Source organism: Mesorhizobium sp. WSM4844, assembly GCF_055811775.1.
Genome location: NZ_JBVVQB010000008.1, coordinates 69,334 through 93,125 on the forward strand (window position 1 = coordinate 69,334; position 23,792 = coordinate 93,125).

Consider the following 23,792-nt stretch of genomic DNA (forward strand, 5'->3'; position numbering starts at 1 on the left):
GGAACTCTGAAGGAACAAGAGGCGTGGAGGGGCGACAAGCCCCGACAGGGAACTCTGAAGGAACAAGAGGCGTGGAGGGGCGACAGCCCCGACAGGGAACTCTAAAGGAATGAACCGATGCGTTCAGGTGTGATTGCAAAGAAGGTGGGAATGACCCGCATCTACAACGATGCCGGGGAACATGTTCCCGTCACCGTTCTCCAGATGGAGAACTGCCAGGTCGTGGCGCAGCGCACGCAGGAGAAGAACGGCTATACCGCCGTCCAGCTCGGCGTTGGCCTTGCCAAGGTGAAGAACACGTCGAAGGCGATGCGCGGCCATTTCGCGACCGCTTCCGTCGAGCCGAAGGCCAAGGTTGCCGAATTCCGCGTCTCCGCCGACAACATGATCGATGTCGGCGCCGAGATCACCGTCGATCATTTCGTCGTCGGACAGAAGGTCGATGTGACGGGAACCACGATCGGCAAGGGTTTCCAGGGCGTCATCAAGCGGCACCACATGGGCGGCGGCCGCGCGACCCACGGCAACTCGGTCTCGCACCGTACGCACGGCTCGACCGGCCAGCGCCAGGACCCGGGCAAGGTGTTCAAGGGCAAGCATATGGCCGGCCACATGGGTGACACCCGCGTCACCACGCAGAATGTCGAGGTCGTCTCGACCGATGCCGATCGCGGTCTGATCCTGATCCGCGGCGCGGTTCCCGGTTCGAAGGGCGCCTGGATCCTGGTCCGTGACGCAGCCAAGGTTGCGCTGCCGGCCAATGCGCCGAAGCCCGCCGCAATCCGCGCCATTGCAACCAATGATGGCGCCAAGAACGATGCCCCGGCCACAGTAGATGCCCCGGCCACAGAGGGAGCGGAATAATGGACCTCAAGATCACAACGCTTGGCGGCAAGGACGCCGGCAAGGTGAAACTCTCCGAGGAGATTTTCGGCCTTGATCCGCGCGAGGACATCCTGCAGCGCGTCGTGCGCTGGCAGCTTGCCAAGAAGCAGCAGGGCACGCACAAGACCAAGGGTCGCGCCGAGATCGCCCGCACCGGCGCCAAGATGTACAAGCAGAAGGGTACGGGCCGCGCCCGTCACCATTCGGCACGCGCTCCGCAGTTCCGCGGCGGCGGCAAGGCCCACGGCCCGGTCGTCCGCAGCCACGAGCACGATTTGCCGAAGAAGGTGCGTGCGCTGGGCCTCAAGCATGCTCTCTCGGCCAAGGCCAAGAGCGCCTCGCTCATCATCATCGATGAGCTGATGCTGACCGAGGCCAAGACCAAGGCGCTGATCGCGAACTTCGCGACGCTGGGCCTGTCCAACGCCCTGCTGATCGGCGGCGCCGAGCTCGACAAGAATTTTAAGCTGGCGGCGACGAACATCCCGAACATCGACGTGCTGCCCATCCAGGGCATCAACGTCTACGACATTCTGCGCCGCGGCACGCTGGTCCTTTCGAAGGCCGCCGTCGAGGCTCTCGAGGAGCGCTTCAAATGACCGACCTTCGTCACTACGACGTGATCGTCTCGCCGGCGATCACCGAAAAGTCGACCATGGCTTCCGAGCAGAACCAGGTCGTCTTCAACGTCGCCAAGAAGGCGTCGAAGCCGGAAATCAAGGCTGCCGTCGAAGCGCTGTTCGGCGTCAAGGTGATGGCCGTGAACACGCTTGTCCGCAAGGGCAAGATCAAGCGCTTCCGCGGCACGATCGGCCGCCAGAGCGACGTCAAGAAGGCGATCGTGACGCTGGCCGACGGCCAGTCGATCGACGTCGCGACGGGTCTCTGAGCAAGACCGCGAGGACAACAGACATGGCACTGAAAAAATTCAACCCGATAACGCCGAGCACCCGCCAGCTGGTCATCGTCGACCGCTCGGGCCTCTACAAGGGCAAGCCCGTCAAGGGCCTGACCCAGGGCCTGACCAAATCGGGCGGCCGCAACAATTACGGCCGCATCACCGCCCGCTTCATCGGCGGCGGTCACAAGCGTACGTACCGGATCATCGACTTCAAGCGCCGCAAGTTCGACATTGTCGGCACGGTCGAGCGTATCGAATACGATCCGAACCGCAGCGCCTTCATCGCGCTGATCAAGTATGACGATGGCGAGCTGTCCTACATCATCGCTCCGCAGCGCCTTGCTGCCGGCGACAAGATCGTGGCCGGCGAAGCGGTTGACGTGAAGCCGGGCAATGCGATGCCGCTGGCCTCGATGCCGGTCGGCACGATCGTCCACAACATCGAGCTGAAGCCGGGCAAGGGTGCCCAGGTTGCCCGTTCGGCCGGCGGTTATGCCCAGCTCGTCGGCCGTGACCAGGGCATGGCGATCCTGCGCCTCAACTCCGGCGAGCAGCGTGTCGTCCACGGCTCGTGCATGGCCACTGTCGGCGCCGTGTCCAACCCGGACCACGGCAACATCAATGACGGCAAGGCAGGCCGCACGGTGTGGCGGGGAAAACGTCCGCACAACCGCGGCGTGACCATGAACCCGGTCGACCATCCGCACGGCGGCGGCGAAGGCCGCACCTCGGGTGGCCGCCATCCGGTTTCGCCTTGGGGCAAGCCGACCAAGGGCAAGAAGACGCGGTCCAATAAGGCGACCGACAAGTTCATCCTGCGCTCGCGCCATCAGCGCAAGAGCTAAGAAGAGGTAACGCCAAGTGACTCGTTCGATTTGGAAAGGCCCCTTCATTGACGGCTACCTTCTCAAGAAGGTGGACAAGGTTCGTGAAGGTGGTCGCAATGAGGTGATCAAGATGTGGAGCCGTCGCTCCACCATCCTGCCGCAGTTCGTCGGCTTCACCTTCGGTGTCTACAACGGCCAGAAGCACGTTCCCGTTTCGGTGAACGAGGACATGGTCGGTCACAAGTTCGGTGAATTCGCTCCGACCCGGACCTATTACGGTCACGGCGCGGATAAGAAGGCGAAGAGGAAATAATCATGGGCAAGGCCAAAGCTCCGCGCAGGCTTGCTGACAACGAAGCGCGCGCCGTGTTGCGCACGATCCGTATCAGCCCGCAGAAGCTGAACCTGGTTGCCGCGCTGATCCGCGGCAAGAAGGTCGCGACAGCGCTTTCCGATCTCGAATTCTCGGCCAAGCGGATTTCCGGCACGGTCAAGAAGACGCTGGAATCGGCGATCGCCAACGCGGAAAACAACCACGACCTCGACGTCGATGCGCTGATTGTGGCGGAAGCCTATGTCGGCAAGTCGATCGTCATGAAGCGGTTCCATGCCCGTGGCCGTGGCCGCGCCAGCCGTATCGAGAAGCCGTTCTCGCACCTCACGATCGTCGTTCGTGAAGTCGAAGAAAAAGTGGAGGCCGCATAATGGGCCAGAAAATCAATCCGATCGGTCTGCGTCTCGGCATCAACCGCACCTGGGATTCGCGCTGGTTCGCCAACACCGGCGAATACGGCAAGCTGCTGCATGAGGACATCAAGATCCGCAAGTATCTTGAAAAGGAACTCAAGCAGGCTGCGATTTCGAAGGTCGTGATCGAGCGTCCGCACAAGAAGTGCCGCGTCACCATCCATGCGGCGCGTCCGGGCCTGATCATCGGCAAGAAGGGCGCCGACATCGAGAAGCTTCGCAGGAAGCTGATGGAGATGACGAAGTCCGAGACGCATTTGAACATCGTCGAAGTGCGTAAGCCCGAGATCGACGCGACGTTGGTCGCCCAGTCGATCGCCCAGCAGCTCGAGCGCCGTATCGCGTTCCGCCGCGCCATGAAGCGCGCCGTGCAGTCGGCGATGCGCCTCGGTGCCGAAGGCATCCGCATCAACTGCGCCGGCCGTCTCGGCGGCGCCGAGATCGCGCGCATGGAATGGTATCGCGAAGGTCGCGTGCCGCTGCATACGCTGCGCGCCGACGTCGACTACGGCACGGCCGAAGCACACACCGCCTACGGCATCTGCGGTGTCAAGGTCTGGGTGTTCAAGGGCGAAATCCTCGAGCACGACCCGATGGCTTCGGAGCGCCGCGCCACCGAGGGCGATCATGCGCATGGCGGTGGTGGTGAGCGCGAACGCGGTCGCCGTCGCGAAAACGCCTGAGACAGTTGAGAATTTGGAGTTAGAACGATGCTGCAGCCAAAGCGCACAAAGTTCCGCAAGCAGTTCAAGGGTCGTATCCACGGTGCCGCCAAGGGTGGCACCAATCTGGATTTCGGCGGTTTCGGGCTGAAGGCGCTTGAGCCGAACCGCGTCACCGCGCGTGAGATCGAGGCGGCCCGCCGCGCGATCACCCGCGAGATGAAGCGCGCCGGCCGTGTCTGGATCCGTATCTTTCCGGACGTGCCGGTGACGTCGAAGCCGACCGAAGTCCGCATGGGCAAGGGCAAGGGCGCGGTCGATTACTGGGCGGCGCGCGTCAAGCCCGGCCGGATCATGTTCGAGATCGACGGCGTCAATGAGGAAACCGCCCGTGAGGCGCTGCGTCTCGGCGCGGCCAAGCTCTCGGTCAGGACGCGCTTCGTACAGCGCATCGCAGAATAAGGACGGGCTGATCATGAAAGCCGAAGACATCCGGACCAAGACCCAGGACCAGCTGACCGACGAGTTGGCCAGCCTGAAGAAGGAGCAGTTCAACCTGCGCTTCCAGAAGGCCACCGGCCAGCTCGAGAAGACCGCGCGCGTGAGGCAGGTCCGCAAGGACATTGCGCGTATCAAGACCATCGCTGCGGAAAAGTCCGCGGCTAAGAAGGCTTAAGGACGAAAACCATGCCAAAGCGCATTCTGCAGGGCACCGTCGTCAGCGACAAAAACGAGAAGACGGTTGTCGTCAAGGTCGAACGGCGCTTCACGCATCCCGTGATGAAGAAGACCGTGCGCATGACCAAGAAGTACAAGGCGCACGACGAGAACAACGCCCACAAGGTCGGCGATCAGGTGTTCATCCAGGAATCGAAGCCGATTTCCAAGGACAAACGCTGGACCGTCGTGTCTTCGGACCAGGCGTAAACAACGAATTTTGGACAGACCGGGGAGGGGCTTTGCGCCCGTCCCGCTAGAAGAGAAGAAGGCGGCCAGTCATGATTCAGATGCAAACAAACCTCGACGTCGCGGATAATTCCGGCGCCCGTCGTGTCATGTGCATCAAGGTGCTGGGCGGTTCGAAGCGGAAATACGCTTCCGTGGGCGACATCATCGTGGTGTCGATCAAGGAAGCCATCCCGCGCGGCCGCGTCAAGAAGGGCGATGTGATGAAGGCGGTCGTGGTTCGCACGGCCAAGGACATCCGCCGCCCGGACGGCAGCGTGATCCGTTTCGACAAGAACGCGGCCGTTCTCGTCGACAACAAGAAAGAGCCGATCGGCACGCGTATCTTCGGACCGGTTCCGCGCGAACTCCGCGCCAAGAACCACATGAAGATCATCTCGCTCGCGCCTGAAGTGCTGTAAGGAGCCGGACCAATGCAGAAGATTAGAAAAGGCGACAAGGTCGTCGTGCTGGCCGGCAAGGACAAGGGCCGTTCGGGCGAAGTCCTCTCGGTACAGCCGAAGGAAGACACCGCGCTGGTGCGCGGCGTCAACATGATCCGTCGTCACCAGAAGCAGTCCCAGTCCCAAGAGGGCGGGATCATCACCAAGGAAGCGCCGATCCAGCTGTCGAACATCGCGCTGGCCGACCCCAAGGATGGCAAGCCGACCCGTGTCGGCTTCATCTTCCAGAAGGACGGCAAGAAGGTGCGCGTCGCCAAGCGCTCGGGAGAAGTCATCAATGGCTAAGGCTCAAACCAAGCAGGCGACTGCCCAGAACACGCCGCGCCTCAAGCAGGTCTACAACGAGACCATCCGCAAGGCGCTGCAGGAGCAGTTCGGCTACGAGAACGAGATGCAGGTTCCGCGCATCGACAAGATCGTGCTGAACATGGGCGTCGGCGAGGCGACCGGCGATTCGAAGAAGCCTTCGATCGCGGCGGAAGATCTTGCGCTGATCGCCGGCCAGAAGGCCGTCGTCACCCATGCGCGCAACTCGATCGCCGGCTTCAAGGTCCGCGAAAAGATGCCGATCGGCGCCAAGGTCACGCTGCGCAAGGAACGCATGTACGAGTTCCTCGACCGCCTCGTGAACATCGCGCTGCCGCGCGTCCGCGACTTCCGCGGACTCAATCCGAAGAGCTTCGATGGCCGTGGCAACTATGCCATGGGCATCAAGGAACACATCGTGTTCCCGGAGATCAACTACGACAAGGTTGATCAGATCTGGGGCATGGACGTCATCGTTTGTACGACTGCGAAGACGGACGACGAAGCCAGGGCATTGCTCAAGGCCTTCAACTTCCCCTTCCGCCAGTAACGGCAGCGAGAAAAGGAAAAATCTGAAATGGCAAAGACCAGCTCAGTCGAGAAGAACAACAGGCGCCGCAAGCTTGTGGACCAGTACGCTGCCAAGCGTAAGGTCCTCAAGGCGATCATCATGGATCAGTCCAAGCCGATGGAAGAGCGCTTCCGCGCTCAGCTGAAGCTTGCGGCACTGCCGCGCAACTCGGCCAAGATCCGCATCCGCAACCGCTGCGAAGTCACCGGACGTCCGCGTGCCTATTATCGCAAGCTCAAAGTATCGCGCATCGCGCTTCGTGATCTCGGCAATAACGGCCAGATCCCGGGCCTGGTCAAGTCGAGCTGGTAAGGAGGACATAACATGTCATTGAGCGATCCTCTCGGCGATATGCTGACCCGCATCCGCAACGCCTATGGCCGCAAGAAGTCGAGCGTTTCGACGCCGGCCTCGCGCCTGCGCACCCGCGTCCTCGACGTGCTGAAGGCGGAAGGCTATATCCGCGACTACAGCCAGACCGACTTCGACAACGGCAAGTCCGAAATCGAGATCGAGCTGAAGTATTTCGACGGTGCGCCGGTGGTGCGCGAAATCGCCCGCGTCTCGAAGCCGGGCCGTCGCGTTTACGTTTCGGCGAAGTCGATCCCGCACGTCGCCAACGGCCTCGGCATCGCCATCCTTTCGACGCCGAAGGGCGTGATGGCCGACCACGAAGCGCGTGAACAGAATGTCGGCGGGGAAATCCTCTGCCAGATATTCTAAGGGTGAATGGTCAATGGTGAATAGTGAATGGTGAGACTGCACGAGACTTTGATCGCGCTATTCACCATTTTACCATTCACCATTCACAGCAGTTAAGGAAAGAGGAGACAACAATGTCTCGTATTGGAAAGAAACCCGTTTCGCTGCCGCAGGGCGTGACCGCGACCGTCGACGGCCAGACCGTCACGGCGAAGGGCCCCAAGGGTGAGCTGAAGTTCGTGGTCAACGACGAAGTGCTGGTCAAGATGGAAGGCAGCGAGATCGCTGTCCAGCCACGCGACCAGACCAAGACCGCCCGTTCCAAATGGGGCATGTCGCGCACGCAGATCGTCAACATCCTGCAGGGCGTCAAGGACGGTTTCGAAAAGAAGCTCGAGATCACCGGCGTCGGCTATCGCGCCGCCATGCAGGGCAAGAACCTGCAGCTGGCGCTCGGCTTCAGCCATGACGTCGTCTACGAAACGCCGCAGGACATCACCATCACCGTGCCGAAGCCGACGGAAATCACCGTGACCGGCATCGACAAGCAGAAGGTCGGTCAGGTCGCTGCCGAGATCCGCGAATATCGCGGTCCTGAGCCGTACAAGGGCAAGGGCGTTCGTTACGCTGGCGAGAAGATCGTCCGCAAGGAAGGCAAGAAGAAGTAATTTCGTCAATGGTGAATGGTGAATGGTAAAATGGCAGTAGGATGGGCAGGAGCCGGGCGGCACCTGGTTTCTACCTTTCACCATTTTTCCATTCACCATTCACTGCAAATCAACGCCGCGGGGAGCGGTCGCGGGAGGCTTGTCCTACCGCACAGGGTTGCCCCCGTTTTTTGAAGGCAAGGAACTGATATCATGGGCTCGAAAGACTCCACCCAACGCCGCGCTCAGCGCGTCCGCCGCCAGATCAAGAAGGTCGCTGGCGAGCGTCCGCGTCTGTCGGTCCACCGCACGTCGAAGAACATCTACGTCCAGGTCATCGACGACGCCAAGGGCCACACCATCGCTGCCGCCTCAACGCTGGAGAAGGACCTCAAGGGTTCGCTCAAGACCGGTGCCGACACTGCCGCCGCTGTGGCGATCGGCAAGCTGATTGCCGAGCGCGCTTCGAAGGCCGGCGTCAAGGAAGTCGTCTTCGACCGCGGACCGTACATCTATCACGGCCGCGTCAAGGCGCTGGCCGAGGCCGCCCGTGAAGGTGGCTTGAGCTTCTAAAGCATGATCCCGAACCGGAGGTCAGCGCAGCAATAAGTTGCAGACTTTTCGGATAAGATCATGCGAAGGGAAAAATGAGTTTCGCTCCCGGCAACCCACAGAGGGAACCGGATATCATCATCAACCGTGCTTCCGGAAAAAAACAAGGAACAGGATATGGCACAGGAACGTAGGGATGGCGGCCGCGGCCGTGATCGCGAAGAGCGCGACGACGGCATGGTGGACAAGCTCGTCCACATCAACCGCGTCGCCAAGGTCGTCAAGGGCGGCCGGCGCTTCGGCTTTGCAGCACTTGTCGTCGTCGGCGACCAGAAGGGCCGCGTCGGCTTCGGTCACGGCAAGGCGCGCGAAGTGCCAGAGGCGATCCGCAAGGCGACCGAATCGGCCAAGCGCGACATGATCTTCGTGCCGCTGCGCTCGGGCCGTACGCTGCATCACGACGTCGAAGGACGCTGGGGTGCCGGACGCGTTCTGCTGCGCGCTGCCAAGCAGGGTACCGGCATCATCGCCGGCGGCCCGATGCGCGCCGTCTTCGAGACGCTCGGCATGCATGACGTGGTCGCCAAGTCGATGGGTTCGTCGAACCCCTACAACATGGTTCGCGCCACCTTCGACGCGCTGAAGAGCCAGATGCATCCCAAGGATGTGGCTGCCGCGCGCGGCATCAAGTATTCGACCCTTCAGGCCCGCCGCGGCACCGCCGTTGCGGCCGAAGAATAGTCGCGCTGACCAGGGATATTGACCATGGCCAAGAAAGCAACCAAGACCATCACCGTCGAGCAGATCGGTTCGCCGATCCGCCGGCCGAAGGAGCAGCGCGCGACGCTGGTCGGCCTCGGCCTCAACAAGATGCACAAGCAGCGCACGCTGGAGGACACCCCCTCCGTGCGCGGCATGATCGCTGCCGTCCAGCATCTCGTCCGCGTCGTGGACGAGGGCTGAACCAGAGCGCAGGAGAACTCAGATGAAACTCAACGATCTGCGTGACAAGGACGGCGCGACGCATTCCAGGAAGCGTCTCGGCCGCGGCATCGGCTCCGGCTCGGGCAAGACCGCCGGTCGCGGCGTCAAGGGCCAGAAGGCGCGCTCCGGCGTCGCCGTCAACGGCTTCGAGGGTGGCCAGATGCCGCTCTACCGGCGCTTGCCGAAGCGTGGCTTCAACAACATCTTCGCCAAGAGCTTTGCCGTCGTGTCGCTGGCCCGCATCCAGGCTGCGCTCGATGCCAAGAAGCTCGACGCCAAGACGACCGTGACCGCCGAAGCGCTGGTCGCGGCCGGCGTCATCCGCCGCGTCAAGGACGGCGTGCGCATCCTCTCCGACGGCGAGATCAAGTCGAAGCTTGCCTTCGACGTGGCCGGCGCCTCCAAGGCTGCCATCGAGAAGATCGAAAAGGCCGGCGGGTCGGTGAAGCTGCCGGAAAAGGCAGCAGCCGAGTAACGGCGATTTGAAGCGCGATCGGCAAGAGTGGGACACGTTTCGCTTTTGATTGCACTTTGATCTGCTCAATATGGCGGCCGCGTCAACGCGGCCGCTTGCATGTTTGCAGTCCGGAGCTTATCTCGTGAGCTTCGGTGACACGCGCCGCCTGAGTTGCGGGCCATCGAGCGTGACCAAGCGGAGAATCAGGCATGGCTTCGGCTGCTGAACAACTAGCCTCGAATCTGAATTTCTCGGCCTTCGCCAAGGCGGAGGATCTGAAGAAGCGCATCTGGTTCACCGTTGGCGCGCTGCTGGTCTACCGCCTCGGCACCTATATCCCGCTGCCCGGTATCAATCCCGACGCCTTCGCCCAGGCCTTCTCGTCGCAAAGCAAGGGCGTGCTTGGCATGTTCAACATGTTCGCCGGTGGCGCCGTCGAGCGCATGGCGATCTTTGCCCTCGGCATCATGCCCTATATCTCCGCTTCCATCATCATGCAGCTGATGACCTCCGTCATCCCGTCACTGGAGTCGCTGAAGAAGGAAGGCGAGCAGGGCCGCAAGGTCATCAACCAGTATACTCGCTACGGCACCGTGCTTTTGGCGCTGGTCCAGGCCTACGGCATTGCGGTCGGACTGGAAGGCGGCAGCGGCATCGTCAGCGATCCCGGCATGTTCTTCCGCATCTCGACCGTCATCACGCTGGTCGGCGGCACCATGTTCCTGATGTGGCTCGGCGAGCAGATCACCGCCCGCGGCATTGGCAACGGCATTTCGCTGATCATCTTTGCCGGCATCGTCGCCGGCCTGCCGCAAGCCATTTCCGGTACGCTGGAACTTGGCCGCACCGGCGCGCTGTCGACCGGCCTGATCCTGGCGATCATCGTTCTCGCCGTCGTCGTCATCGCGCTGATCGTGTTCTTCGAGCGCGCCCAGCGGCGCTTGCTGATCCAGTATCCCAAGCGCCAGGTCGGCAACCGCATGTTCCAGGGCGACACCTCGCACCTGCCGCTCAAGCTCAACACCGCCGGCGTCATTCCGCCGATCTTCGCCTCTTCGCTGCTGTTGCTGCCGGCGACGGTCGCCGGCTTCTCGCAGACGACCAACATGCCAGCCTGGGCCAGCACCGTCCTGGCGGCACTCGGTCATGGCCAGCCGCTCTACATGGCGTTCTATGCGGCGATGATCGTGTTTTTCGCCTTCTTCTATACGGCGATCGTCTTCAACCCGAAGGACACCGCCGACCAGCTTAAGAAGCATTCGGGTTTCATTCCGGGCTACCGTCCGGGCGAGCGCACCGCGGATTACATCGACTATGTCCTTACCCGCATAACTGTCGTCGGCGCCATTTATCTGGTGCTGGTGTGTCTGCTGCCCGAGTTCCTGATTTCAGCGACTGGCGTACCATTCTACCTCGGTGGCACATCGCTTCTGATCGTGGTCAGTGTAACGCTCGACACGGTGGCGCAAATTCAGGGTCACCTGATCGCGCACCAGTATGAGGGCCTGATCAAGAAGTCGAAGCTGCGCGGGGGGAAGAAAGCCAGATGAGGTTGATATTGCTTGGGCCGCCAGGGGCGGGCAAGGGGACGCAAGCACAAAGACTGGTAGAAAAATACGGCATTCCCCAACTCTCGACGGGCGATATGCTGCGCGCTGCTGTCCAGGCCGGCACCGAAGTCGGCAAACGGGCCAAGGCGGTGATGGACGCTGGCGAACTGGTTTCCGACGCCATCGTCAACGCTATCGTCGCCGAGCGTATCGATCAGGCCGATTGCGCTAGGGGATTCATCCTTGACGGATATCCGCGAACCCTGGTGCAGGCGGACGCGGTTGAATCGATGCTCTCGGCTCGCCGCCTCACTCTCGACGCCGTCATCGAACTTGTCGTCGACGACAAGGCGCTGGTTGGCCGAATCGGCAAGCGCGCCGAAGAGGCCAAGGCCGCGGGTCTGCCGGTGCGCAAGGACGACAATCCGGCGGTGTTCGAAGAGCGCCTGAAGGAGTACTACAAGAAGACATCGCCGCTGATCGGCTACTACTATGCCAAGGGCAAGCTGAGAGGTGTCGACGGCATGGCCGACATCGATGCGGTGACGCGGCAGATCGAAGCGGTGCTCACGGCTGCGACCCCAGCGGCGGCGCAACGGTCTGCGAACGGAAAATAAACGATTGCGCTTGACTGGAGCGGTTCGCTGGGGTATGGCGGCCCGTCTTCCTATCAGGCATGAGGCTTGCTTGCCCGCAAGGGCAAGGCAGCCGCTTTGAACTGGAAACTCCCGCATGGGCCGGCCTCCACCGGACGCGGGGCAACTTTGACAGCGCCGGCTTGTCCGGCCCACATGGAGAAGAGAAGAACATGGCTCGTATAGCCGGCGTCAACATTCCTACCAACAAGCGCGTCGTCATTGCGCTTCAGTACATTCACGGCATTGGCAAGAGCTTCGCTCAGGAGATCGTCGACAAGGTCGGCATCCCGGCCGAGCGTCGCGTCAACCAGCTGACCGACGCGGAAGTGCTGCAGATCCGCGAGACGATCGACCGTGACTACCAGGTCGAGGGCGATCTGCGCCGCGAAGTGTCGATGAACATCAAGCGGCTCATGGACCTCGGCTGCTATCGCGGCCTGCGTCATCGCCGCTCGCTGCCGGTTCGCGGCCAGCGCACGCATACCAATGCGCGCACCCGCAAGGGCCCGGCCAAGTCGATCGCCGGCAAGAAGAAGTAATTTAGGGAATAAGGGAGTAGGGGAGTAAGGCAGTAGGGAACAGCCGCCAATTGGATTGCGCGTTTCCCTACTCCCTTACTGCCCTATTCCCCTACTCCCTTACGAAGGTGGAGCCGCTGGCATTACGGCGGTGTAGAGATCAACTGAAAGGACCATCATGGCCAAGGAAGCCACACGTGTTCGCCGTCGCGAACGCAAGAATATCTCGTCGGGCGTTGCCCACGTCAACTCGACCTTCAACAACACGATGATCACCATCACCGACGCGCAGGGCAATTCGATTGCCTGGTCGTCGGCGGGAGCCCAGGGCTTCAAGGGATCTCGCAAGTCGACCCCGTTCGCTGCCCAGATGGCTGCCGAGGACGTTGCCAAGAAGGCCCAGGAACACGGCATGCGCATGCTTGAGGTCGAGGTCTGCGGACCCGGCTCCGGTCGTGAATCGGCGCTGCGCGCATTGCAGGCAGCCGGCTTCACCATCACCTCGATCCGTGATGTGACGCCGATCCCGCACAATGGCTGCCGCCCGCGCAAGAAGCGCCGCGTCTAAAGATTGTCGCCCAAGCATTGCCTCGGGCCTGAACCGAGAGCGCAGCGGTTTGGGGCAACGACAGGCATAAGAACAGAGACCTGAAGCGCTACGCGCTTTAGGGAAAAAATTACCGAACGCCGCGCGAACGCCAGGAGCGTTCCTCCACGGCATTCCAGGTCGCCCGCCACGATTGGATGGTGGCGGGTCAACGGAAGGAAAGCATCATGATCCAGAAAAATTGGCAGGAACTGATCAAGCCGAACAAGATCGAGTTCTCTTCGAAGAAGAAGACGCTGACCACGCTGGTCGCCGAGCCGCTCGAGCGCGGCTTTGGCCTGACCCTCGGCAACGCGCTGCGTCGCGTGCTTCTGTCTTCGCTGCGTGGCGCGGCGGTGACCGCCGTGCAGATCGACGGCGTTCTGCATGAATTCTCGTCCATCGCCGGCGTGCGTGAGGACGTGACCGATATCGTCTTGAATATCAAGGAAATCGCCATCCGCATGGAAGGCGACGGCCCCAAGCGCATGGTCGTGCGCAAGCAGGGACCGGGCGCTGTTCTGGCCGGCGACATCCAGACGGTCGGCGACGTCGAGATCCTCAATCCCGACCACGTCATCTGCACGCTGGACGAGGGCGCAGAAATCCGCATGGAGTTCACCGTCGATACCGGCAAGGGCTACGTTCCGGCCGACCGCAATCGCGCCGAAGACGCGCCGATCGGCCTCATCCCGGTCGACAGCCTCTACTCGCCGGTCAAGAAGGTCTCCTACAAGGTCGAGAACACCCGCGAGGGCCAGGTTCTCGACTACGACAAGCTGACCATGACGATCGACACCGACGGTTCGATCTCGGGCGAGGACGCGGTGGCTTTCGCCGCCCGCATCCTGCAGGACCAGCTTGGCCTGTTCGTCAATTTCGACGAGCCGCAGAAGGAAGTCGCCGCCGAGCAGGTGACCGAGCTTGCCTTCAACCCGGCGCTGCTCAAGAAGGTCGACGAACTCGAGCTTTCGGTGCGTTCGGCCAACTGCCTGAAGAACGACAACATCGTCTATATCGGCGACTTGATCCAGAAGACCGAAGCCGAGATGCTGCGCACCCCGAACTTCGGCCGCAAGTCGCTGAACGAGATCAAGGAAGTCCTGGCGGCGATGGGCCTGCACCTCGGCATGGAAGTGCCGGATTGGCCGCCGGAAAACATCGAAGACCTCGCCAAGCGTTACGAAGATCAATACTGACCGGTGAATTGAGAATGGTGAAATGGTGAATGGTCGTCGGTCGGCGACTTCGGAGAGGTAGAGTCCTTCCATTCACCATTCACTATTGACCATTCACAAAACGAAACAGCCGGGCCAACCGCCCACAACACCAGGAGAAGAGCCATGCGCCACGGATTTAAAGGCCGCCGGTTCGCCCGCAGCATAAGCCACCGCAAGTCGATGTTTGCCAATCTTGCCGTGTCGCTCATCGAGCATGAGCAGATACTCACCACCTTGCCGAAGGCGAAGGATCTGCGTCCGATCGTCGAGAAGCTGGTGACGCTCGGCAAGCGCGGCGACCTGCATGCCCGCCGCCAGGTGATTGCCCAGATCGGCAATGAAGGCGTCGTCAAGCGCCTGTTCGACACGATCGCGCCGCGCTACGCCACCCGCAACGGCGGCTATCTGCGCATCATGAAGGCGGGCTTCCGCCACGGCGACAATGCCGCCATGGCGGTCATCGAGTTCGTCGATCGCGACACCTCGGCCAAGGGCGCCGGCGACCGTGCCCGCATCGAGGCAGAAGGCACCGACGAGGAAGCCGCAGCCGCATAAGCTTCGGTTTTCCCTCAAAGAGTTCAAAAGGGCCTGCGGGCCCTTTTGTGCATTCTGGCAGCGGTAGGGAGCATTGCGGGGACTGTCTTGACTTAAGCCCATGTCTTTTCCTCGAGAATAATTCGATTACATCGACTTAGCCTTTCATTTTGCACAATCGTCGGGACAATGGCGCCCGACCCCGGAGGATTCGGAATGCGCGTAAAACGGCTGTCCCTTGTTCTACTCTGCGCCTTGATGGCGGCGGCAGTCGTGCCGGCCGCCAGGCAGGCGCTGGCTCAGGACACCAAGGCCGATCCCGGTCTGTCCGACGTGCTGACCGACATGTTGCGCGGCGCCGAAGGCGAAAATGCCACCTCCGGTCCGGACAAGCGCGTACCGTTCGGCCGCGAGGAGATGCAACTGTCGTTTGCGCCGCTGGTCAAGCAGACGGCGCCGGCCGTGGTCAATGTCTATGCCTCGCAAACGGCCAGGCTGAGGTCGCCCTTCGACGGCGATCCGTTCTTCGAAGAGTTCTTCGGCCGTTCGCAGCCGCGTGCGCAGTCTTCGCTCGGCTCCGGCGTGCTGGTCGACCCGACAGGCATAGTGGTCACCAATTTCCACGTCATCAAGGACGCCGATCAGGTCAAGGTCGCCACCGCGGACGGGCGTGAATTCGACAGCAAGGTGCTGCTCAAGGACGAGACGCTTGACCTCGCCGTGCTCAAGATCTCCGCCGACAAGCCATTTCCGGTCGTCGCCATCGGCGATTCCGACGCGCTCGAGGTCGGCGACCTGTTGTTGGCCATCGGCAACCCCTTCGGTGTCGGCCAGACCACCACCAGCGGCATCGTTTCGGCACTTGCCCGCAGCCACATCGGCGTTTCCGATTCCAGTTTCTTCATCCAGACCGACGCTGCGATCAATCCCGGCAATTCCGGCGGTGCGCTGATCAACATGGGTGGCCAACTGGTCGGCATCAACACGGCGATCTACAGCCGCAGCGGTGGCTCGATCGGCATCGGCTTTGCTATTCCCTCCAATATGGTTCGCGCGTTTGCCGATGCGGCCAAGGCCGGGCGCGACTTCTTCGAGCGGCCGTATATCGGCGCCGAATTCGAGCGCGTGACGCCGCAAATCGCCGAATCGCTCGGTCTCGAGACGCCGACCGGGGCACTGGTTTCGTCCATCGACGAAGCCGGGCCGGCGGCCAAGGCGGGGCTCAAGGCCGGTGACGTCGTGCTGTCGCTCAATGGCACGCCGGTCGAGAGCATCGAGGCGCTGGATTACCGGATGGCGACGCTGTCGATCGGCACCAATGCCAGCTTCGCCGTTCTGAGCAAAGGCCAGCAAGCGGCGATGGACATCGCGCTGGAGCGTGCGCCGGAAGGTGCGAAACTCGCGGAAGTGACGCTGCGCGGTCGCAGCCCGTTCTCCGGTGCCAAGGTTGCGGAACTGTCGCCGCGGCTCGCCCAGCGGCTCGGCATTCGCACGGATGTCAAGGGTGTTACGGTGATCGACATCAATCGCGGTTCGCCCGCAGCCGGTTTCGGCTTCCAGCCGGGCGACATCGTTCGCGAGGTCAACGGCTTGACCATCGATACCGCCGCGACCCTGGAGCAGGCAGCCATGCAGGAGACGCGCTGGTGGCGCTTTACCGTCGAGCGCGGCGGGCAGATACTGCGCCAGGTGTTGCGTTACTGAGCCCGAGCGTCGATCCTTCGGACGAGATCGCGCTCCAACGAAAAGACGTGCATGGCCGATCTGTTCAGTGTCGATGAACCGGAAAAGGCGCCGCCCGGCAGGCCGCTGGCCGACCGGCTGCGCCCGCAGAACCTCAGCGAGGTCGTCGGCCAGGAGCATCTGACCGGACCCGACGGCGCGCTGACGCGGCTGATCGGCTCCGGCTCGCTCGGCTCGATGATCTTCTGGGGGCCGCCCGGGACGGGCAAGACCACGGTCGCGCGGCTGCTTGCCGGCGAAACCAGCCTTGCGTTCCAACAGATATCGGCGGTGTTTTCCGGAGTCGCCGACCTGAAGAGAGTGTTCGAGGCGGCGAAGCTGCGCCGCACCAACGGCCGTCAGACGCTGCTCTTCGTCGACGAGATCCATCGCTTCAACCGCGCCCAGCAGGACAGTTTTCTGCCTGTGATGGAAGACGGCACCGTCGTGTTGGTTGGCGCCACCACCGAAAACCCCTCCTTCGAGCTGAATGCGGCGCTACTGTCCCGCGCGCGCGTGCTGGTCTTTCATTCGCTCGGTGAGGACAGCATCGCAAAACTGCTGGCGCGTGCCGAGGAGACCGAGGGCAGGGCGCTGCCGCTCGACGACGAGGCGAGGGCGATGCTCGTCCGCATGAGCGATGGCGATGGTCGTGCGGCGCTGACGCTGGCCGAAGAGGTCTGGCGCGCCGCCAAGTCAGGCGAGGTGTTCAGCGCCGAGGGCCTGCAGCGCATCGTCCAGCGCCGCGCGCCGATCTACGACAAGGGCCAGGACGGCCATTACAATCTGATCTCGGCGCTGCACAAATCGGTGCGCGGCTCCGACCCCGACGCCGCCCTCTATTATCTCGCCCGCATGTTCGATGCCGGCGAGGACCCGCTCTATCTCGGCCGCCGCCTGGTGCGCATGGCGATGGAGGATATCGGGCTGGCAGACCCGCAGGCGCTGGTCGTCGCCAATGCCGCCAAGGATGCCTACGACTATCTGGGCTCGCCAGAGGGCGAACTCGCCTTCGCCGAGGCCACGGTCTATCTCGCCAGCGCGCCCAAATCCAACGCCGTCTACACCGCCTTCAAGGCCGCCACACAGGCGGCTAAGGAGTTCGGCTCATTGCTGCCGCCCAAACACATCCTCAACGCCCCGACCAAGCTGATGAAGGAAGAAGATTACGGCGCCGGCTACCGTTACGACCACGACGAGCCGGACGCTTTTTCCGGACAGGATTATTTTCCGGAAAAGATGGGCCGCCGCACATTCTATGATCCGCCCGAGCGCGGGTTCGAGCGTGATATCAGGAAGCGGCTCGACTATTGGGCGAAGCTGCGCGGCGAGCGAAAAAAGTAGGCTCGCGCCTACTTTCCCGCTCAGGGGCAGGGATTGACCGAGCCACCCTGTAAGGGCAGTAAACGGCGATGATCAATCTCCTCCTCGTTGCTGCGGGCGGCGCTATTGGTGCCGGGCTCCGCCACGTCGTCAATTTCGTTGCGCTGCGTCTTGTCGGCCCGAGTTTTCCCTGGGGCACGATGGCGATCAACATTGCCGGCTCCTTTGCCATGGGCCTGTTCATCACGACCCTGGCGCGGCGCTACGGCGGATCGAACGAGCTTCGGCTGTTCGTCGCCACCGGAATCCTCGGCGGCTTCACCACGTTCTCCGCCTTTTCGCTCGATTTCGCGACGCTGTGGGAGCGCGGCGCGACGCTGCCGGCGTTCGGATACGCCCTTGCCAGCCTCATTGGCGCGATCATTGCCCTGTTTCTGGGTCTTTGGCTCGCAAGAAGCCTGCCTTAATGCTATTGCCCCCGCTTGCAGCGCCGCGTGCCCCTCAGGGCGCGCCAAGGACGCTGTAGCTTTTTGATTTGCGCATGACCCTTTCCGAAGATCGATTTCAGGTCATGCGCTAGAAACGGGTAAAAACGAGACAATGGCAGGCGTAGAACAGATCACGGTGGAGGCCGGCGAGGCGGGCATGCGGCTCGATCGCTGGTTCAAGACCCATTTTCCGGGTCTTGGCTTCGGCCATCTGCAAAAGTTGCTGCGCTCCGGCCAGATCCGTGTCGACGGCGGCAGGGTTAAGGCCGATACCCGCGTCGAGCCGGGCCAGACGGTTCGCATCCCACCGCTCGAAGTGGACAAGAAGGGCGAGAGCCCGCTCACCGGTCATTCGATCCGCAACCAGGGCGACGCCGACGTTCTGGCCAAGATGCTGATCCATGAAGATCCAAAAGTGTTTGTCTTCAACAAGCCGGCCGGCCTCGCCGTCCAGGGTGGCTCAGGTGTCACCCGCAATGTCGACGACATGCTGGAAGCCTGGCGCAGCCAGAAGGGCGAGAAACCGCGTCTGGTGCACCGGCTCGACCGCGACACGTCAGGCGTGCTGGTCGTCGCCCGCACCAGGCTCGCCGCCATGAAGCTTGCCGAGGCGTTCCGGGCGCGTGAGACCAAGAAGACCTATTGGGCGCTGGTCAAGGGCGTGCCGCCGAAGCGCGAGGACAAGATCTCGACCTGGCTGATCAAGGAACCGACGCCCGACGGCGACCGCGTGCGCGTCGCCAAGCATGGCGAAAAGGGCGCCGACCACGCGGTGTCTTATTACCGGATCGTCGAGCAGGCGGCGCAGACCCTGTCCTGGCTGGAGATGGAGCCTTATACCGGCCGCACCCACCAGCTTCGCGTCCATGCCGCTCACATCGGCTGCCCGATCATCGGCGATCCCAAATATTTCGAGGCCGACACCAATTGGGATTTTCCCGGCGGCATGCAGAACCGCTTGCATCTGCACGCGCGCCGCATCGTCATCCCGCATCCCGACAAGGGTTTTATCGACGTCACCGCACCGATGCCGCCGCATATGCGCCAGAGCTGGAACCTGATCGGCTTCGACGACGCCAGCGCGGAGGACTAGGTCCAGTGGGCATGGCCACCGATACGCTCGACCGCCGCGACAGGGTCGACATGGCCGCCGCCGCCATCATGGTCGGACTGACCTTTTCCTGGGGGCTGAACTACGTCGCCGCCAAGATCTCCTATGCCGGCTACGATCCCGTTTTCCTGTCGATCGCGCGGTCGGTCATCGGCGGGCTGTGCGTTCTCGTCTGGTGCCGCTGGCGCGGCATTGCGCTTTTCAGTCGCGACGGAACCCTTGTCGCCGGCATTCTGGCAGGCGCGCTCTTTGGTCTCGAGTTCCTGTTTCTCTATGTCGGGCTCGAACAGACGACCGTCGCGCGCAACACCTTGCTGGTCAACACCATGCCGTTCTGGGTGCTGGTCGGCGGGCATTTCCTGCTCAACGAACGCATCACCGCGCGCCGGCTCGTCGGCCTTCTGCTCGCTTTCGCCGGCCTGGTCGCGGTGTTCTCCGACCAGTTGAGCGCCGATAACGGTGCGACCCTGATTGGTGATCTGCTCAGTCTCGGCGCCGGCATTCTGTGGGCCTTGACCTACATCGTCATCAAGCGCACGAAACTGGCGGAAACGAGCGCCGAGAAGTTGCTGCTCTACCAACTGGCGGGCGCTGCGATGGTCGGCGCCTTGGTGCTGCCTTTCGCCGGGCCGCCCGTCCGCGACTTCGCCGCTTTGCCGACCTTGGCCTTGCTTTTCCAGGCGGTCTACATCGTCGCCTTCACCTATGTGCTCTGGTTCTGGTTGCTGCGGCGCTATCCGGCATCGGGCCTGTCGAGCTTCACCTTCCTGTCGCCGGTGTTCGGCGTGCTGTGCGGCGCCATCTTCTTGAACGAGCCGCTGACCATCCGTATTTTCCTGGCACTCGGCCTCATCGCAGCCGGTCTGATCATTGTGAATCGGCCGGCCCGAAAACAGATCCCCGGATGAAAGGCTCCGGCATGCGCGATATTCTCAACGACCTCGAAGCGGGAAAGCAGCTTTCCGATCCGGATCCGGTACGCCGTGCCCAGATCCAGATGAAGACGCACCTGCCGAAACGCTTCTACAAAACCGTCTCGGTCGCACCGGCCGAAGCTGGTTTTGCGGTTCATCTCGATGGCAAGCCGGTCCGTACGCCGGGCAAGGCGTTTCTGATCCTGCCGACCGAAAAAGCCGCCGCTCTGGTCGCCGGCGAGTTCGCCGCGCAAGGCGAGACGATCGACCCGATGACGATGCCGGTCATGCGTCTGGTCAACACGGCCATCGACGGCGTCGCCAGCGACCCGCAGGCGGTTTTGGAAGACATCCTGCGCTTTGCCTCGTCCGACCTGCTCTGCTATCGCGCCGACGCCCCCCAAGGGCTCGTCGATCGGCAGAACGAATATTGGGATCCCGTCATCGATTGGGCGCGGAGCGCGCTCGGCGCCCGGTTTCACCTCGCCGAAGGGGTGATGCATGTCGAGCAGCCGCGCGAGAGCATCGCGGTGCTCGGCGTTCATCTTGCCCAGCGTGCCGACCCGCTCCGGCTTGCCGCCATCCACGTCATGACCTCGTTGACGGGATCGGTACTGCTGGCGCTGGCCGTCGATTTCGGCGAGATCGACGGCGAGGCAGCCTGGGCCGCCGGCCATGTCGACGAGGACTGGCAGGCCGAGCACTGGGGCCATGACGCGGAAGCCGTCGCCCGCCGTGCCCACCGCAAGCGCGACATGATGGCCGCCGTCGGTCTCCTCGAGGCGCTCAAGGGCTGACGGCAATCGCCGCCCTCATTCGTTTCGCCTTGCCTTATTAGAGCGACGTGCGTTCCAGTTGGACGTGCAAAATACGCTCTAACACTTTGAATCTATGCATCGTGCTTTCCGAACATCGATTCCGATGTTCGGGCCGATGCATTGGACCAAAGTCATAATCCCAAAGACGGGCTGCCTCTGGGCGGCGCTTTCTGTCACTTCTCGCGGCGATAGCTGCCCGAGTTCGAGCCCAGAGGCGACACCGCGCAGCATCAAGCACAGCGAGATATCACGGGAGGACGAATTCATGGCAATGGCAGTGACCGCCGGCAGAGCAAGCCGCGGAATGACGCGGGAAGAGAAGAAAGTCATCTTCGCTTCCTCGCTCGGCACCGTTTTCGAATGGTACGATTTCTATCTCTACGGCGCATTGGCTGCCGCGATCGGCTCGACATTCTTCAACTCGTATCCGGAAGCGACGCGCAACATCTTTACGCTGCTGGTTTTCGCCGCTGGCTTCCTCGTGCGCCCGTTCGGCGCGCTGGTGTTCGGCCGCATCGGCGATCTCGTTGGTCGCAAATACACCTTTCTCGTCACCATCATGATCATGGGCCTGTCGACGTTCCTGGTCGGCCTGCTGCCTGGTTCGGCAAGCTGGGGCATTGCAGCGCCTATTATCCTGATTGCGCTGCGCATGCTGCAGGGCCTGGCGCTCGGTGGTGAGTATGGCGGTGCGGCGACCTATGTGGCCGAGCATGCGCCCGACGACCGCCGCGGCTTCTACACATCGTGGATCCAGACGACGGCGACACTTGGCCTGTTCCTGTCGCTGGTCGTCATCCTTATCGTGCAAAATTCGCTGAGCAAGGAGGATTTCGAGGCCTGGGGCTGGCGCGTTCCATTCCTGCTCTCAGCCATTCTGCTCGGCATATCGGTCTGGATTCGCCTGTCGCTTGCCGAATCGCCGACCTTCCAGCGCATGAAGGACGAGGGCAAGGGCTCCAAGGCGCCGCTGACGGAAGCCTTCGGACAGTGGAAGAATGCCAAGATCGCCATTCTGGCGCTTTTCGGCCTTACTGCCGGCCAGGCCGTGGTTTGGTACAACGGCCAATTCTACGCGCTGTTTTTCCTGCAGAACGTGCTCAAGGTCGACGGCCAGTCGGTCAACATCATGATCGCCATCGCGCTGGCGCTCGGCACTATCTTCTTCGTCGTGTTCGGCTGGCTCTCCGACAAGATCGGCCGCAAGCCGATCATCATGGCGGGCCTGGCGCTGGCGATCGTCACCACCTTCCCGCTGTTCAAGGCGCTGACCTGGGCAGCCAATCCGGCGCTCGCCACCGCACAGCAAAACACCCGTGCCACGATTACCGCTGCACCTGGCGACTGCAAGTTCCAGTTCAATCCGACCGGAACGCGCAAGCCTCTGACGTCGTGCGATATTGCGACGGACTTCCTTGCCAAGAGCTCGGTGCCCTATGACATTGTCACGACAGCGGCACCGGGGACCGCGGCCAGTGTCAAGATCGGCACCGCAACGGTGGCGTCCTATGACGCTGTCGCAGCCGCAGACAAGGCAACTTCAAGCGACGCCGCGTTCAAGAAGGCAATCAACATTGCATTGCGGGACGGCGGCTATCCGCTGAAGCGTGCTGCGGCCAAGGTCGCCGACCAGAAGCTTGACGCCTTCGTCGCGGCCAATCCGGAACTGAAGCTCGACGCCGCCGCAATCCGCGCCGGCGACAAGACGACGGTTGCGGCCGACCGGGCGGTCAAGGACAAGCTGCTGACGGCCGATGAGGCCGCGGCGGTGCCCGAGATCACCGTCTACAGCGTCCCGGCGGCAGGCGCCTTTGCGATGTTTGCCGACCCTGAACAGGTCAACTGGGCAAAGGTCATCGGCGTCCTGTTCATCCTGGTCATTTACGTGACCATGGTCTACGGACCGATCGCCGCGATCCTGGTAGAAATGTTCCCGACCCGCATCCGCTATACCGGCATGTCGTTGCCCTATCACATCGGCAATGGCTGGTTCGGCGGCCTGCTGCCGGCGACGGTGTTCGCGCTCAGCGCCTACAGCGGCGATATCTATTACGGCCTCTGGTATCCGGTGGTGATCGCGGCGATGTCGCTGGTCATCGGTACGATCTTTGTCAGGGATACGCTGGGAACGGACTTGCACGCCAAGACCTGATCCTTGCCTGACGGCAAAATGAAAAGCCCGGCGCGAGCGATCGCGCCGGGCTTTGCAATTCGTCAAAAGCGATGCGGAGGAAAGGTTAGCTCTTCCGGTCCTGTTTTTCTTCCTCGATGGCCGCTTCGTGATACCAGCCGCTTCCGAAATCCGTACGGTTACGCAATGAAGCAAGTTCTGCCGCGAACTTAGCCTTTCCGCTTAAATTTAAGGCAGAAGCGCGCGTTGCCACCGGGAACATCAGGATTTTGGCCGACTGACGGGTAGGAGTGATTTCCATTGTCGGTCTCCCTTCTTGAGCAGAGCGTTGCCGATTCAATCTTTCCTCAAGATAAGTTCTGCAATCCAGTTAGGCAATATGATTATAAAAAGATCAGTATCTGCCTGTTATTTATGCAGAGCATGCTTGTGATTGATCCGGACGCATTGCGATTACGCGGCAGCGGATTTGTCGGGATGCGGCGTCAGTTTTGTCGCATCCTTCGCCGGTGAAAATGGCACACGAATTGCTTTTTGATAATCCGGCAGGTCGGCTGCAGGGTGGCTGGCATGCCCGCGCCGTCCAAGG

At 62.1% G+C, this 23,792-nt stretch carries 35 protein-coding genes; 34 read left to right on the top strand and 1 reads right to left on the bottom strand.

Going from position 1 to position 23,792, the window contains the following annotated elements; all coding sequences use genetic code 11:
- Positions 1–117 precede the first annotated feature (117 nt).
- The 33 genes from rplC (at position 118) to AC0L2A_RS09675 (ending at position 23,224) form a co-directional block, all read left to right on the top strand.
- Positions 118–864 (top strand): 50S ribosomal protein L3, encoded by a 747-nt coding sequence (gene rplC, locus AC0L2A_RS09515; RefSeq protein ID WP_091591200.1) that lies wholly within the window; start codon positions 118–120, stop codon positions 862–864.
- On the top strand, positions 864–1,484 hold the full coding sequence (gene rplD, locus AC0L2A_RS09520; protein ID WP_027154042.1) for a 50S ribosomal protein L4: 621 nt from the start codon (positions 864–866) through the stop codon (positions 1,482–1,484). Before rplC ends, rplD begins: the two co-directional genes overlap by 1 nt.
- Positions 1,481–1,774, top strand: coding sequence for a 50S ribosomal protein L23 (locus AC0L2A_RS09525; RefSeq protein ID WP_010909275.1), 294 nt, complete (start codon positions 1,481–1,483; stop codon positions 1,772–1,774). The genes rplD and AC0L2A_RS09525 overlap by 4 nt, the downstream gene beginning before the upstream one ends.
- A gap of 23 nt (positions 1,775–1,797) precedes the next feature.
- A complete protein-coding gene (gene rplB / locus AC0L2A_RS09530; RefSeq protein ID WP_027154041.1) occupies positions 1,798–2,631 on the top strand; it encodes a 50S ribosomal protein L2 in 834 nt (277 codons plus the stop codon).
- A gap of 16 nt (positions 2,632–2,647) precedes the next feature.
- Positions 2,648–2,926 carry a 30S ribosomal protein S19 gene (rpsS, locus tag AC0L2A_RS09535; protein WP_006205463.1) on the top strand — a complete coding sequence of 93 codons (279 nt, stop codon included), beginning with the start codon at positions 2,648–2,650 and terminating at the stop codon, positions 2,924–2,926.
- 2 nt (positions 2,927–2,928) lie between these two features.
- A complete protein-coding gene (gene rplV, locus AC0L2A_RS09540; RefSeq protein ID WP_023799292.1) occupies positions 2,929–3,318 on the top strand; it encodes a 50S ribosomal protein L22 in 390 nt (129 codons plus the stop codon).
- Complete coding sequence (gene rpsC / locus AC0L2A_RS09545; protein ID WP_023799291.1) at positions 3,318–4,043, top strand: 30S ribosomal protein S3; 726 nt, start codon at positions 3,318–3,320, stop codon at positions 4,041–4,043. Before rplV ends, rpsC begins: the two co-directional genes overlap by 1 nt.
- Before the next feature lie 27 nt (positions 4,044–4,070).
- Positions 4,071–4,484, top strand: coding sequence for a 50S ribosomal protein L16 (rplP, locus tag AC0L2A_RS09550; RefSeq protein ID WP_023799290.1), 414 nt, complete (start codon positions 4,071–4,073; stop codon positions 4,482–4,484).
- 13 nt (positions 4,485–4,497) lie between these two features.
- Positions 4,498–4,698 (top strand): 50S ribosomal protein L29, encoded by a 201-nt coding sequence (gene rpmC, locus AC0L2A_RS09555; protein WP_023799289.1) that lies wholly within the window; start codon positions 4,498–4,500, stop codon positions 4,696–4,698.
- A gap of 11 nt (positions 4,699–4,709) precedes the next feature.
- Positions 4,710–4,949 carry a 30S ribosomal protein S17 gene (gene rpsQ / locus AC0L2A_RS09560; protein WP_023799288.1) on the top strand — a complete coding sequence of 80 codons (240 nt, stop codon included), beginning with the start codon at positions 4,710–4,712 and terminating at the stop codon, positions 4,947–4,949.
- A 71-nt stretch (positions 4,950–5,020) separates the two neighbouring features.
- The gene (gene rplN / locus AC0L2A_RS09565; RefSeq protein WP_006205457.1) at positions 5,021–5,389 is read left to right on the top strand and encodes a 50S ribosomal protein L14; all 369 of its coding nucleotides are present in this window, start codon (positions 5,021–5,023) and stop codon (positions 5,387–5,389) included.
- 12 nt (positions 5,390–5,401) lie between these two features.
- Positions 5,402–5,716: a 50S ribosomal protein L24 gene (gene rplX, locus AC0L2A_RS09570; protein WP_013531428.1), complete on the top strand. Its 315-nt coding sequence runs from the start codon at positions 5,402–5,404 to the stop codon at positions 5,714–5,716.
- Positions 5,709–6,287 carry a 50S ribosomal protein L5 gene (gene rplE, locus AC0L2A_RS09575; protein ID WP_023799287.1) on the top strand — a complete coding sequence of 193 codons (579 nt, stop codon included), beginning with the start codon at positions 5,709–5,711 and terminating at the stop codon, positions 6,285–6,287. Before rplX ends, rplE begins: the two co-directional genes overlap by 8 nt.
- A 27-nt stretch (positions 6,288–6,314) precedes the next feature.
- Complete coding sequence (gene rpsN, locus AC0L2A_RS09580) at positions 6,315–6,620, top strand: 30S ribosomal protein S14 (RefSeq protein WP_023799286.1); 306 nt, start codon at positions 6,315–6,317, stop codon at positions 6,618–6,620.
- Between the two features lie 12 nt (positions 6,621–6,632).
- Positions 6,633–7,031, top strand: a complete 399-nt coding sequence (gene rpsH / locus AC0L2A_RS09585) for a 30S ribosomal protein S8 (RefSeq protein ID WP_006205453.1) — start codon at positions 6,633–6,635, stop codon at positions 7,029–7,031.
- Positions 7,032–7,144: 113 nt separating this feature from the next.
- On the top strand, positions 7,145–7,678 hold the full coding sequence (rplF, locus tag AC0L2A_RS09590; RefSeq protein ID WP_023799285.1) for a 50S ribosomal protein L6: 534 nt from the start codon (positions 7,145–7,147) through the stop codon (positions 7,676–7,678).
- Between the two features lie 192 nt (positions 7,679–7,870).
- Complete coding sequence (gene rplR / locus AC0L2A_RS09595) at positions 7,871–8,230, top strand: 50S ribosomal protein L18 (protein ID WP_023799284.1); 360 nt, start codon at positions 7,871–7,873, stop codon at positions 8,228–8,230.
- Positions 8,231–8,386: 156 nt separating this feature from the next.
- Positions 8,387–8,950, top strand: a complete 564-nt coding sequence (gene rpsE / locus AC0L2A_RS09600; protein ID WP_006333394.1) for a 30S ribosomal protein S5 — start codon at positions 8,387–8,389, stop codon at positions 8,948–8,950.
- A 24-nt stretch (positions 8,951–8,974) separates the two neighbouring features.
- Entirely contained in the window at positions 8,975–9,172 is a 198-nt protein-coding gene (gene rpmD / locus AC0L2A_RS09605; protein WP_006205449.1) for a 50S ribosomal protein L30, read from the top strand.
- Between the two features lie 22 nt (positions 9,173–9,194).
- Positions 9,195–9,668, top strand: coding sequence for a 50S ribosomal protein L15 (gene rplO, locus AC0L2A_RS09610; RefSeq protein ID WP_027154037.1), 474 nt, complete (start codon positions 9,195–9,197; stop codon positions 9,666–9,668).
- A 191-nt stretch (positions 9,669–9,859) separates the two neighbouring features.
- The gene (gene secY / locus AC0L2A_RS09615; RefSeq protein ID WP_023799282.1) at positions 9,860–11,200 is read left to right on the top strand and encodes a preprotein translocase subunit SecY; all 1,341 of its coding nucleotides are present in this window, start codon (positions 9,860–9,862) and stop codon (positions 11,198–11,200) included.
- Positions 11,197–11,817, top strand: coding sequence for an adenylate kinase (locus tag AC0L2A_RS09620; protein ID WP_287176086.1), 621 nt, complete (start codon positions 11,197–11,199; stop codon positions 11,815–11,817). The genes secY and AC0L2A_RS09620 overlap by 4 nt, the downstream gene beginning before the upstream one ends.
- Positions 11,818–12,008: 191 nt before the next feature.
- Positions 12,009–12,377, top strand: a complete 369-nt coding sequence (gene rpsM / locus AC0L2A_RS09625; RefSeq protein ID WP_023799280.1) for a 30S ribosomal protein S13 — start codon at positions 12,009–12,011, stop codon at positions 12,375–12,377.
- A gap of 157 nt (positions 12,378–12,534) precedes the next feature.
- Positions 12,535–12,924 carry a 30S ribosomal protein S11 gene (rpsK, locus tag AC0L2A_RS09630; RefSeq protein ID WP_023799279.1) on the top strand — a complete coding sequence of 130 codons (390 nt, stop codon included), beginning with the start codon at positions 12,535–12,537 and terminating at the stop codon, positions 12,922–12,924.
- A 206-nt stretch (positions 12,925–13,130) separates the two neighbouring features.
- Positions 13,131–14,141, top strand: coding sequence for a DNA-directed RNA polymerase subunit alpha (locus AC0L2A_RS09635; protein ID WP_023799278.1), 1,011 nt, complete (start codon positions 13,131–13,133; stop codon positions 14,139–14,141).
- A 144-nt stretch (positions 14,142–14,285) separates the two neighbouring features.
- Positions 14,286–14,717 (top strand): 50S ribosomal protein L17, encoded by a 432-nt coding sequence (rplQ, locus tag AC0L2A_RS09640; protein WP_023799277.1) that lies wholly within the window; start codon positions 14,286–14,288, stop codon positions 14,715–14,717.
- Between the two features lie 195 nt (positions 14,718–14,912).
- Positions 14,913–16,400 (top strand): DegQ family serine endoprotease, encoded by a 1,488-nt coding sequence (locus AC0L2A_RS09645; RefSeq protein WP_473494214.1) that lies wholly within the window; start codon positions 14,913–14,915, stop codon positions 16,398–16,400.
- 51 nt (positions 16,401–16,451) lie between these two features.
- Positions 16,452–17,762, top strand: a complete 1,311-nt coding sequence (locus AC0L2A_RS09650; RefSeq protein ID WP_473608505.1) for a replication-associated recombination protein A — start codon at positions 16,452–16,454, stop codon at positions 17,760–17,762.
- Positions 17,763–17,830: 68 nt separating this feature from the next.
- Entirely contained in the window at positions 17,831–18,208 is a 378-nt protein-coding gene (gene crcB / locus AC0L2A_RS09655) for a fluoride efflux transporter CrcB (protein ID WP_473608506.1), read from the top strand.
- Between the two features lie 133 nt (positions 18,209–18,341).
- On the top strand, positions 18,342–19,322 hold the full coding sequence (locus AC0L2A_RS09660) for an RluA family pseudouridine synthase (protein ID WP_091591186.1): 981 nt from the start codon (positions 18,342–18,344) through the stop codon (positions 19,320–19,322).
- An 11-nt stretch (positions 19,323–19,333) separates the two neighbouring features.
- Positions 19,334–20,248, top strand: coding sequence for a DMT family transporter (locus tag AC0L2A_RS09665; protein ID WP_167366359.1), 915 nt, complete (start codon positions 19,334–19,336; stop codon positions 20,246–20,248).
- Positions 20,249–20,259: 11 nt separating this feature from the next.
- Positions 20,260–21,051, top strand: a complete 792-nt coding sequence (locus AC0L2A_RS09670; RefSeq protein WP_473608508.1) for an ATP12 family chaperone protein — start codon at positions 20,260–20,262, stop codon at positions 21,049–21,051.
- Positions 21,052–21,337: 286 nt separating this feature from the next.
- A complete protein-coding gene (locus tag AC0L2A_RS09675; protein ID WP_473519632.1) occupies positions 21,338–23,224 on the top strand; it encodes an MFS transporter in 1,887 nt (628 codons plus the stop codon).
- Between the two features lie 85 nt (positions 23,225–23,309).
- On the opposite strand, the gene AC0L2A_RS09680 is transcribed toward AC0L2A_RS09675, so the two are convergent.
- Entirely contained in the window at positions 23,310–23,504 is a 195-nt protein-coding gene (locus AC0L2A_RS09680; RefSeq protein WP_473494209.1) for a DUF2735 domain-containing protein, read from the bottom strand.
- On the opposite strand from AC0L2A_RS09680, the gene AC0L2A_RS09685 reads away from it, so the two are divergent.
- Entirely contained in the window at positions 23,504–23,716 is a 213-nt protein-coding gene (locus tag AC0L2A_RS09685; protein ID WP_473608509.1) for a hypothetical protein, read from the top strand. The genes AC0L2A_RS09680 and AC0L2A_RS09685 overlap by 1 nt on opposite strands.
- Positions 23,717–23,792: the final 76 nt, after the last annotated feature.

What these genes read in the sequence shown, in the direction of transcription:
- crcB (WP_473608506.1), top strand. Translation starts at nt 17,831, where the DNA reads ATGATCAATCTCCTCCTCGTTGCTGCGGGCGGCGCTATTGGTGCCGGG.
- rplD (WP_027154042.1), top strand. Translation starts at nt 864, where the DNA reads ATGGACCTCAAGATCACAACGCTTGGCGGCAAGGACGCCGGCAAGGTG.
- rpsK (WP_023799279.1), top strand. Translation starts at nt 12,535, where the DNA reads ATGGCCAAGGAAGCCACACGTGTTCGCCGTCGCGAACGCAAGAATATC.
- rpsN (WP_023799286.1), top strand. Translation starts at nt 6,315, where the DNA reads ATGGCAAAGACCAGCTCAGTCGAGAAGAACAACAGGCGCCGCAAGCTT.
- rplP (WP_023799290.1), top strand. Translation starts at nt 4,071, where the DNA reads ATGCTGCAGCCAAAGCGCACAAAGTTCCGCAAGCAGTTCAAGGGTCGT.
- rpsE (WP_006333394.1), top strand. Translation starts at nt 8,387, where the DNA reads ATGGCACAGGAACGTAGGGATGGCGGCCGCGGCCGTGATCGCGAAGAG.
- AC0L2A_RS09660 (WP_091591186.1), top strand. Translation starts at nt 18,342, where the DNA reads ATGGCAGGCGTAGAACAGATCACGGTGGAGGCCGGCGAGGCGGGCATG.
- AC0L2A_RS09635 (WP_023799278.1), top strand. Translation starts at nt 13,131, where the DNA reads ATGATCCAGAAAAATTGGCAGGAACTGATCAAGCCGAACAAGATCGAG.
- AC0L2A_RS09650 (WP_473608505.1), top strand. Translation starts at nt 16,452, where the DNA reads ATGGCCGATCTGTTCAGTGTCGATGAACCGGAAAAGGCGCCGCCCGGC.
- AC0L2A_RS09670 (WP_473608508.1), top strand. Translation starts at nt 20,260, where the DNA reads ATGCGCGATATTCTCAACGACCTCGAAGCGGGAAAGCAGCTTTCCGAT.
- rpsC (WP_023799291.1), top strand. Translation starts at nt 3,318, where the DNA reads ATGGGCCAGAAAATCAATCCGATCGGTCTGCGTCTCGGCATCAACCGC.
- rpsQ (WP_023799288.1), top strand. Translation starts at nt 4,710, where the DNA reads ATGCCAAAGCGCATTCTGCAGGGCACCGTCGTCAGCGACAAAAACGAG.
- AC0L2A_RS09620 (WP_287176086.1), top strand. Translation starts at nt 11,197, where the DNA reads ATGAGGTTGATATTGCTTGGGCCGCCAGGGGCGGGCAAGGGGACGCAA.
- AC0L2A_RS09675 (WP_473519632.1), top strand. Translation starts at nt 21,338, where the DNA reads ATGGCAATGGCAGTGACCGCCGGCAGAGCAAGCCGCGGAATGACGCGG.
- rplB (WP_027154041.1), top strand. Translation starts at nt 1,798, where the DNA reads ATGGCACTGAAAAAATTCAACCCGATAACGCCGAGCACCCGCCAGCTG.
- rplF (WP_023799285.1), top strand. Translation starts at nt 7,145, where the DNA reads ATGTCTCGTATTGGAAAGAAACCCGTTTCGCTGCCGCAGGGCGTGACC.
- rpmD (WP_006205449.1), top strand. Translation starts at nt 8,975, where the DNA reads ATGGCCAAGAAAGCAACCAAGACCATCACCGTCGAGCAGATCGGTTCG.
- AC0L2A_RS09665 (WP_167366359.1), top strand. Translation starts at nt 19,334, where the DNA reads ATGGCCACCGATACGCTCGACCGCCGCGACAGGGTCGACATGGCCGCC.
- rplQ (WP_023799277.1), top strand. Translation starts at nt 14,286, where the DNA reads ATGCGCCACGGATTTAAAGGCCGCCGGTTCGCCCGCAGCATAAGCCAC.
- rpsH (WP_006205453.1), top strand. Translation starts at nt 6,633, where the DNA reads ATGTCATTGAGCGATCCTCTCGGCGATATGCTGACCCGCATCCGCAAC.
- rplO (WP_027154037.1), top strand. Translation starts at nt 9,195, where the DNA reads ATGAAACTCAACGATCTGCGTGACAAGGACGGCGCGACGCATTCCAGG.
- rpmC (WP_023799289.1), top strand. Translation starts at nt 4,498, where the DNA reads ATGAAAGCCGAAGACATCCGGACCAAGACCCAGGACCAGCTGACCGAC.
- AC0L2A_RS09645 (WP_473494214.1), top strand. Translation starts at nt 14,913, where the DNA reads ATGCGCGTAAAACGGCTGTCCCTTGTTCTACTCTGCGCCTTGATGGCG.
- secY (WP_023799282.1), top strand. Translation starts at nt 9,860, where the DNA reads ATGGCTTCGGCTGCTGAACAACTAGCCTCGAATCTGAATTTCTCGGCC.
- rplV (WP_023799292.1), top strand. Translation starts at nt 2,929, where the DNA reads ATGGGCAAGGCCAAAGCTCCGCGCAGGCTTGCTGACAACGAAGCGCGC.
- rplX (WP_013531428.1), top strand. Translation starts at nt 5,402, where the DNA reads ATGCAGAAGATTAGAAAAGGCGACAAGGTCGTCGTGCTGGCCGGCAAG.
- rplN (WP_006205457.1), top strand. Translation starts at nt 5,021, where the DNA reads ATGATTCAGATGCAAACAAACCTCGACGTCGCGGATAATTCCGGCGCC.
- AC0L2A_RS09525 (WP_010909275.1), top strand. Translation starts at nt 1,481, where the DNA reads ATGACCGACCTTCGTCACTACGACGTGATCGTCTCGCCGGCGATCACC.
- rplR (WP_023799284.1), top strand. Translation starts at nt 7,871, where the DNA reads ATGGGCTCGAAAGACTCCACCCAACGCCGCGCTCAGCGCGTCCGCCGC.
- rplE (WP_023799287.1), top strand. Translation starts at nt 5,709, where the DNA reads ATGGCTAAGGCTCAAACCAAGCAGGCGACTGCCCAGAACACGCCGCGC.
- rplC (WP_091591200.1), top strand. Translation starts at nt 118, where the DNA reads ATGCGTTCAGGTGTGATTGCAAAGAAGGTGGGAATGACCCGCATCTAC.
- rpsM (WP_023799280.1), top strand. Translation starts at nt 12,009, where the DNA reads ATGGCTCGTATAGCCGGCGTCAACATTCCTACCAACAAGCGCGTCGTC.
- AC0L2A_RS09680 (WP_473494209.1), bottom strand. Translation starts at nt 23,504, where the DNA reads ATGGAAATCACTCCTACCCGTCAGTCGGCCAAAATCCTGATGTTCCCG.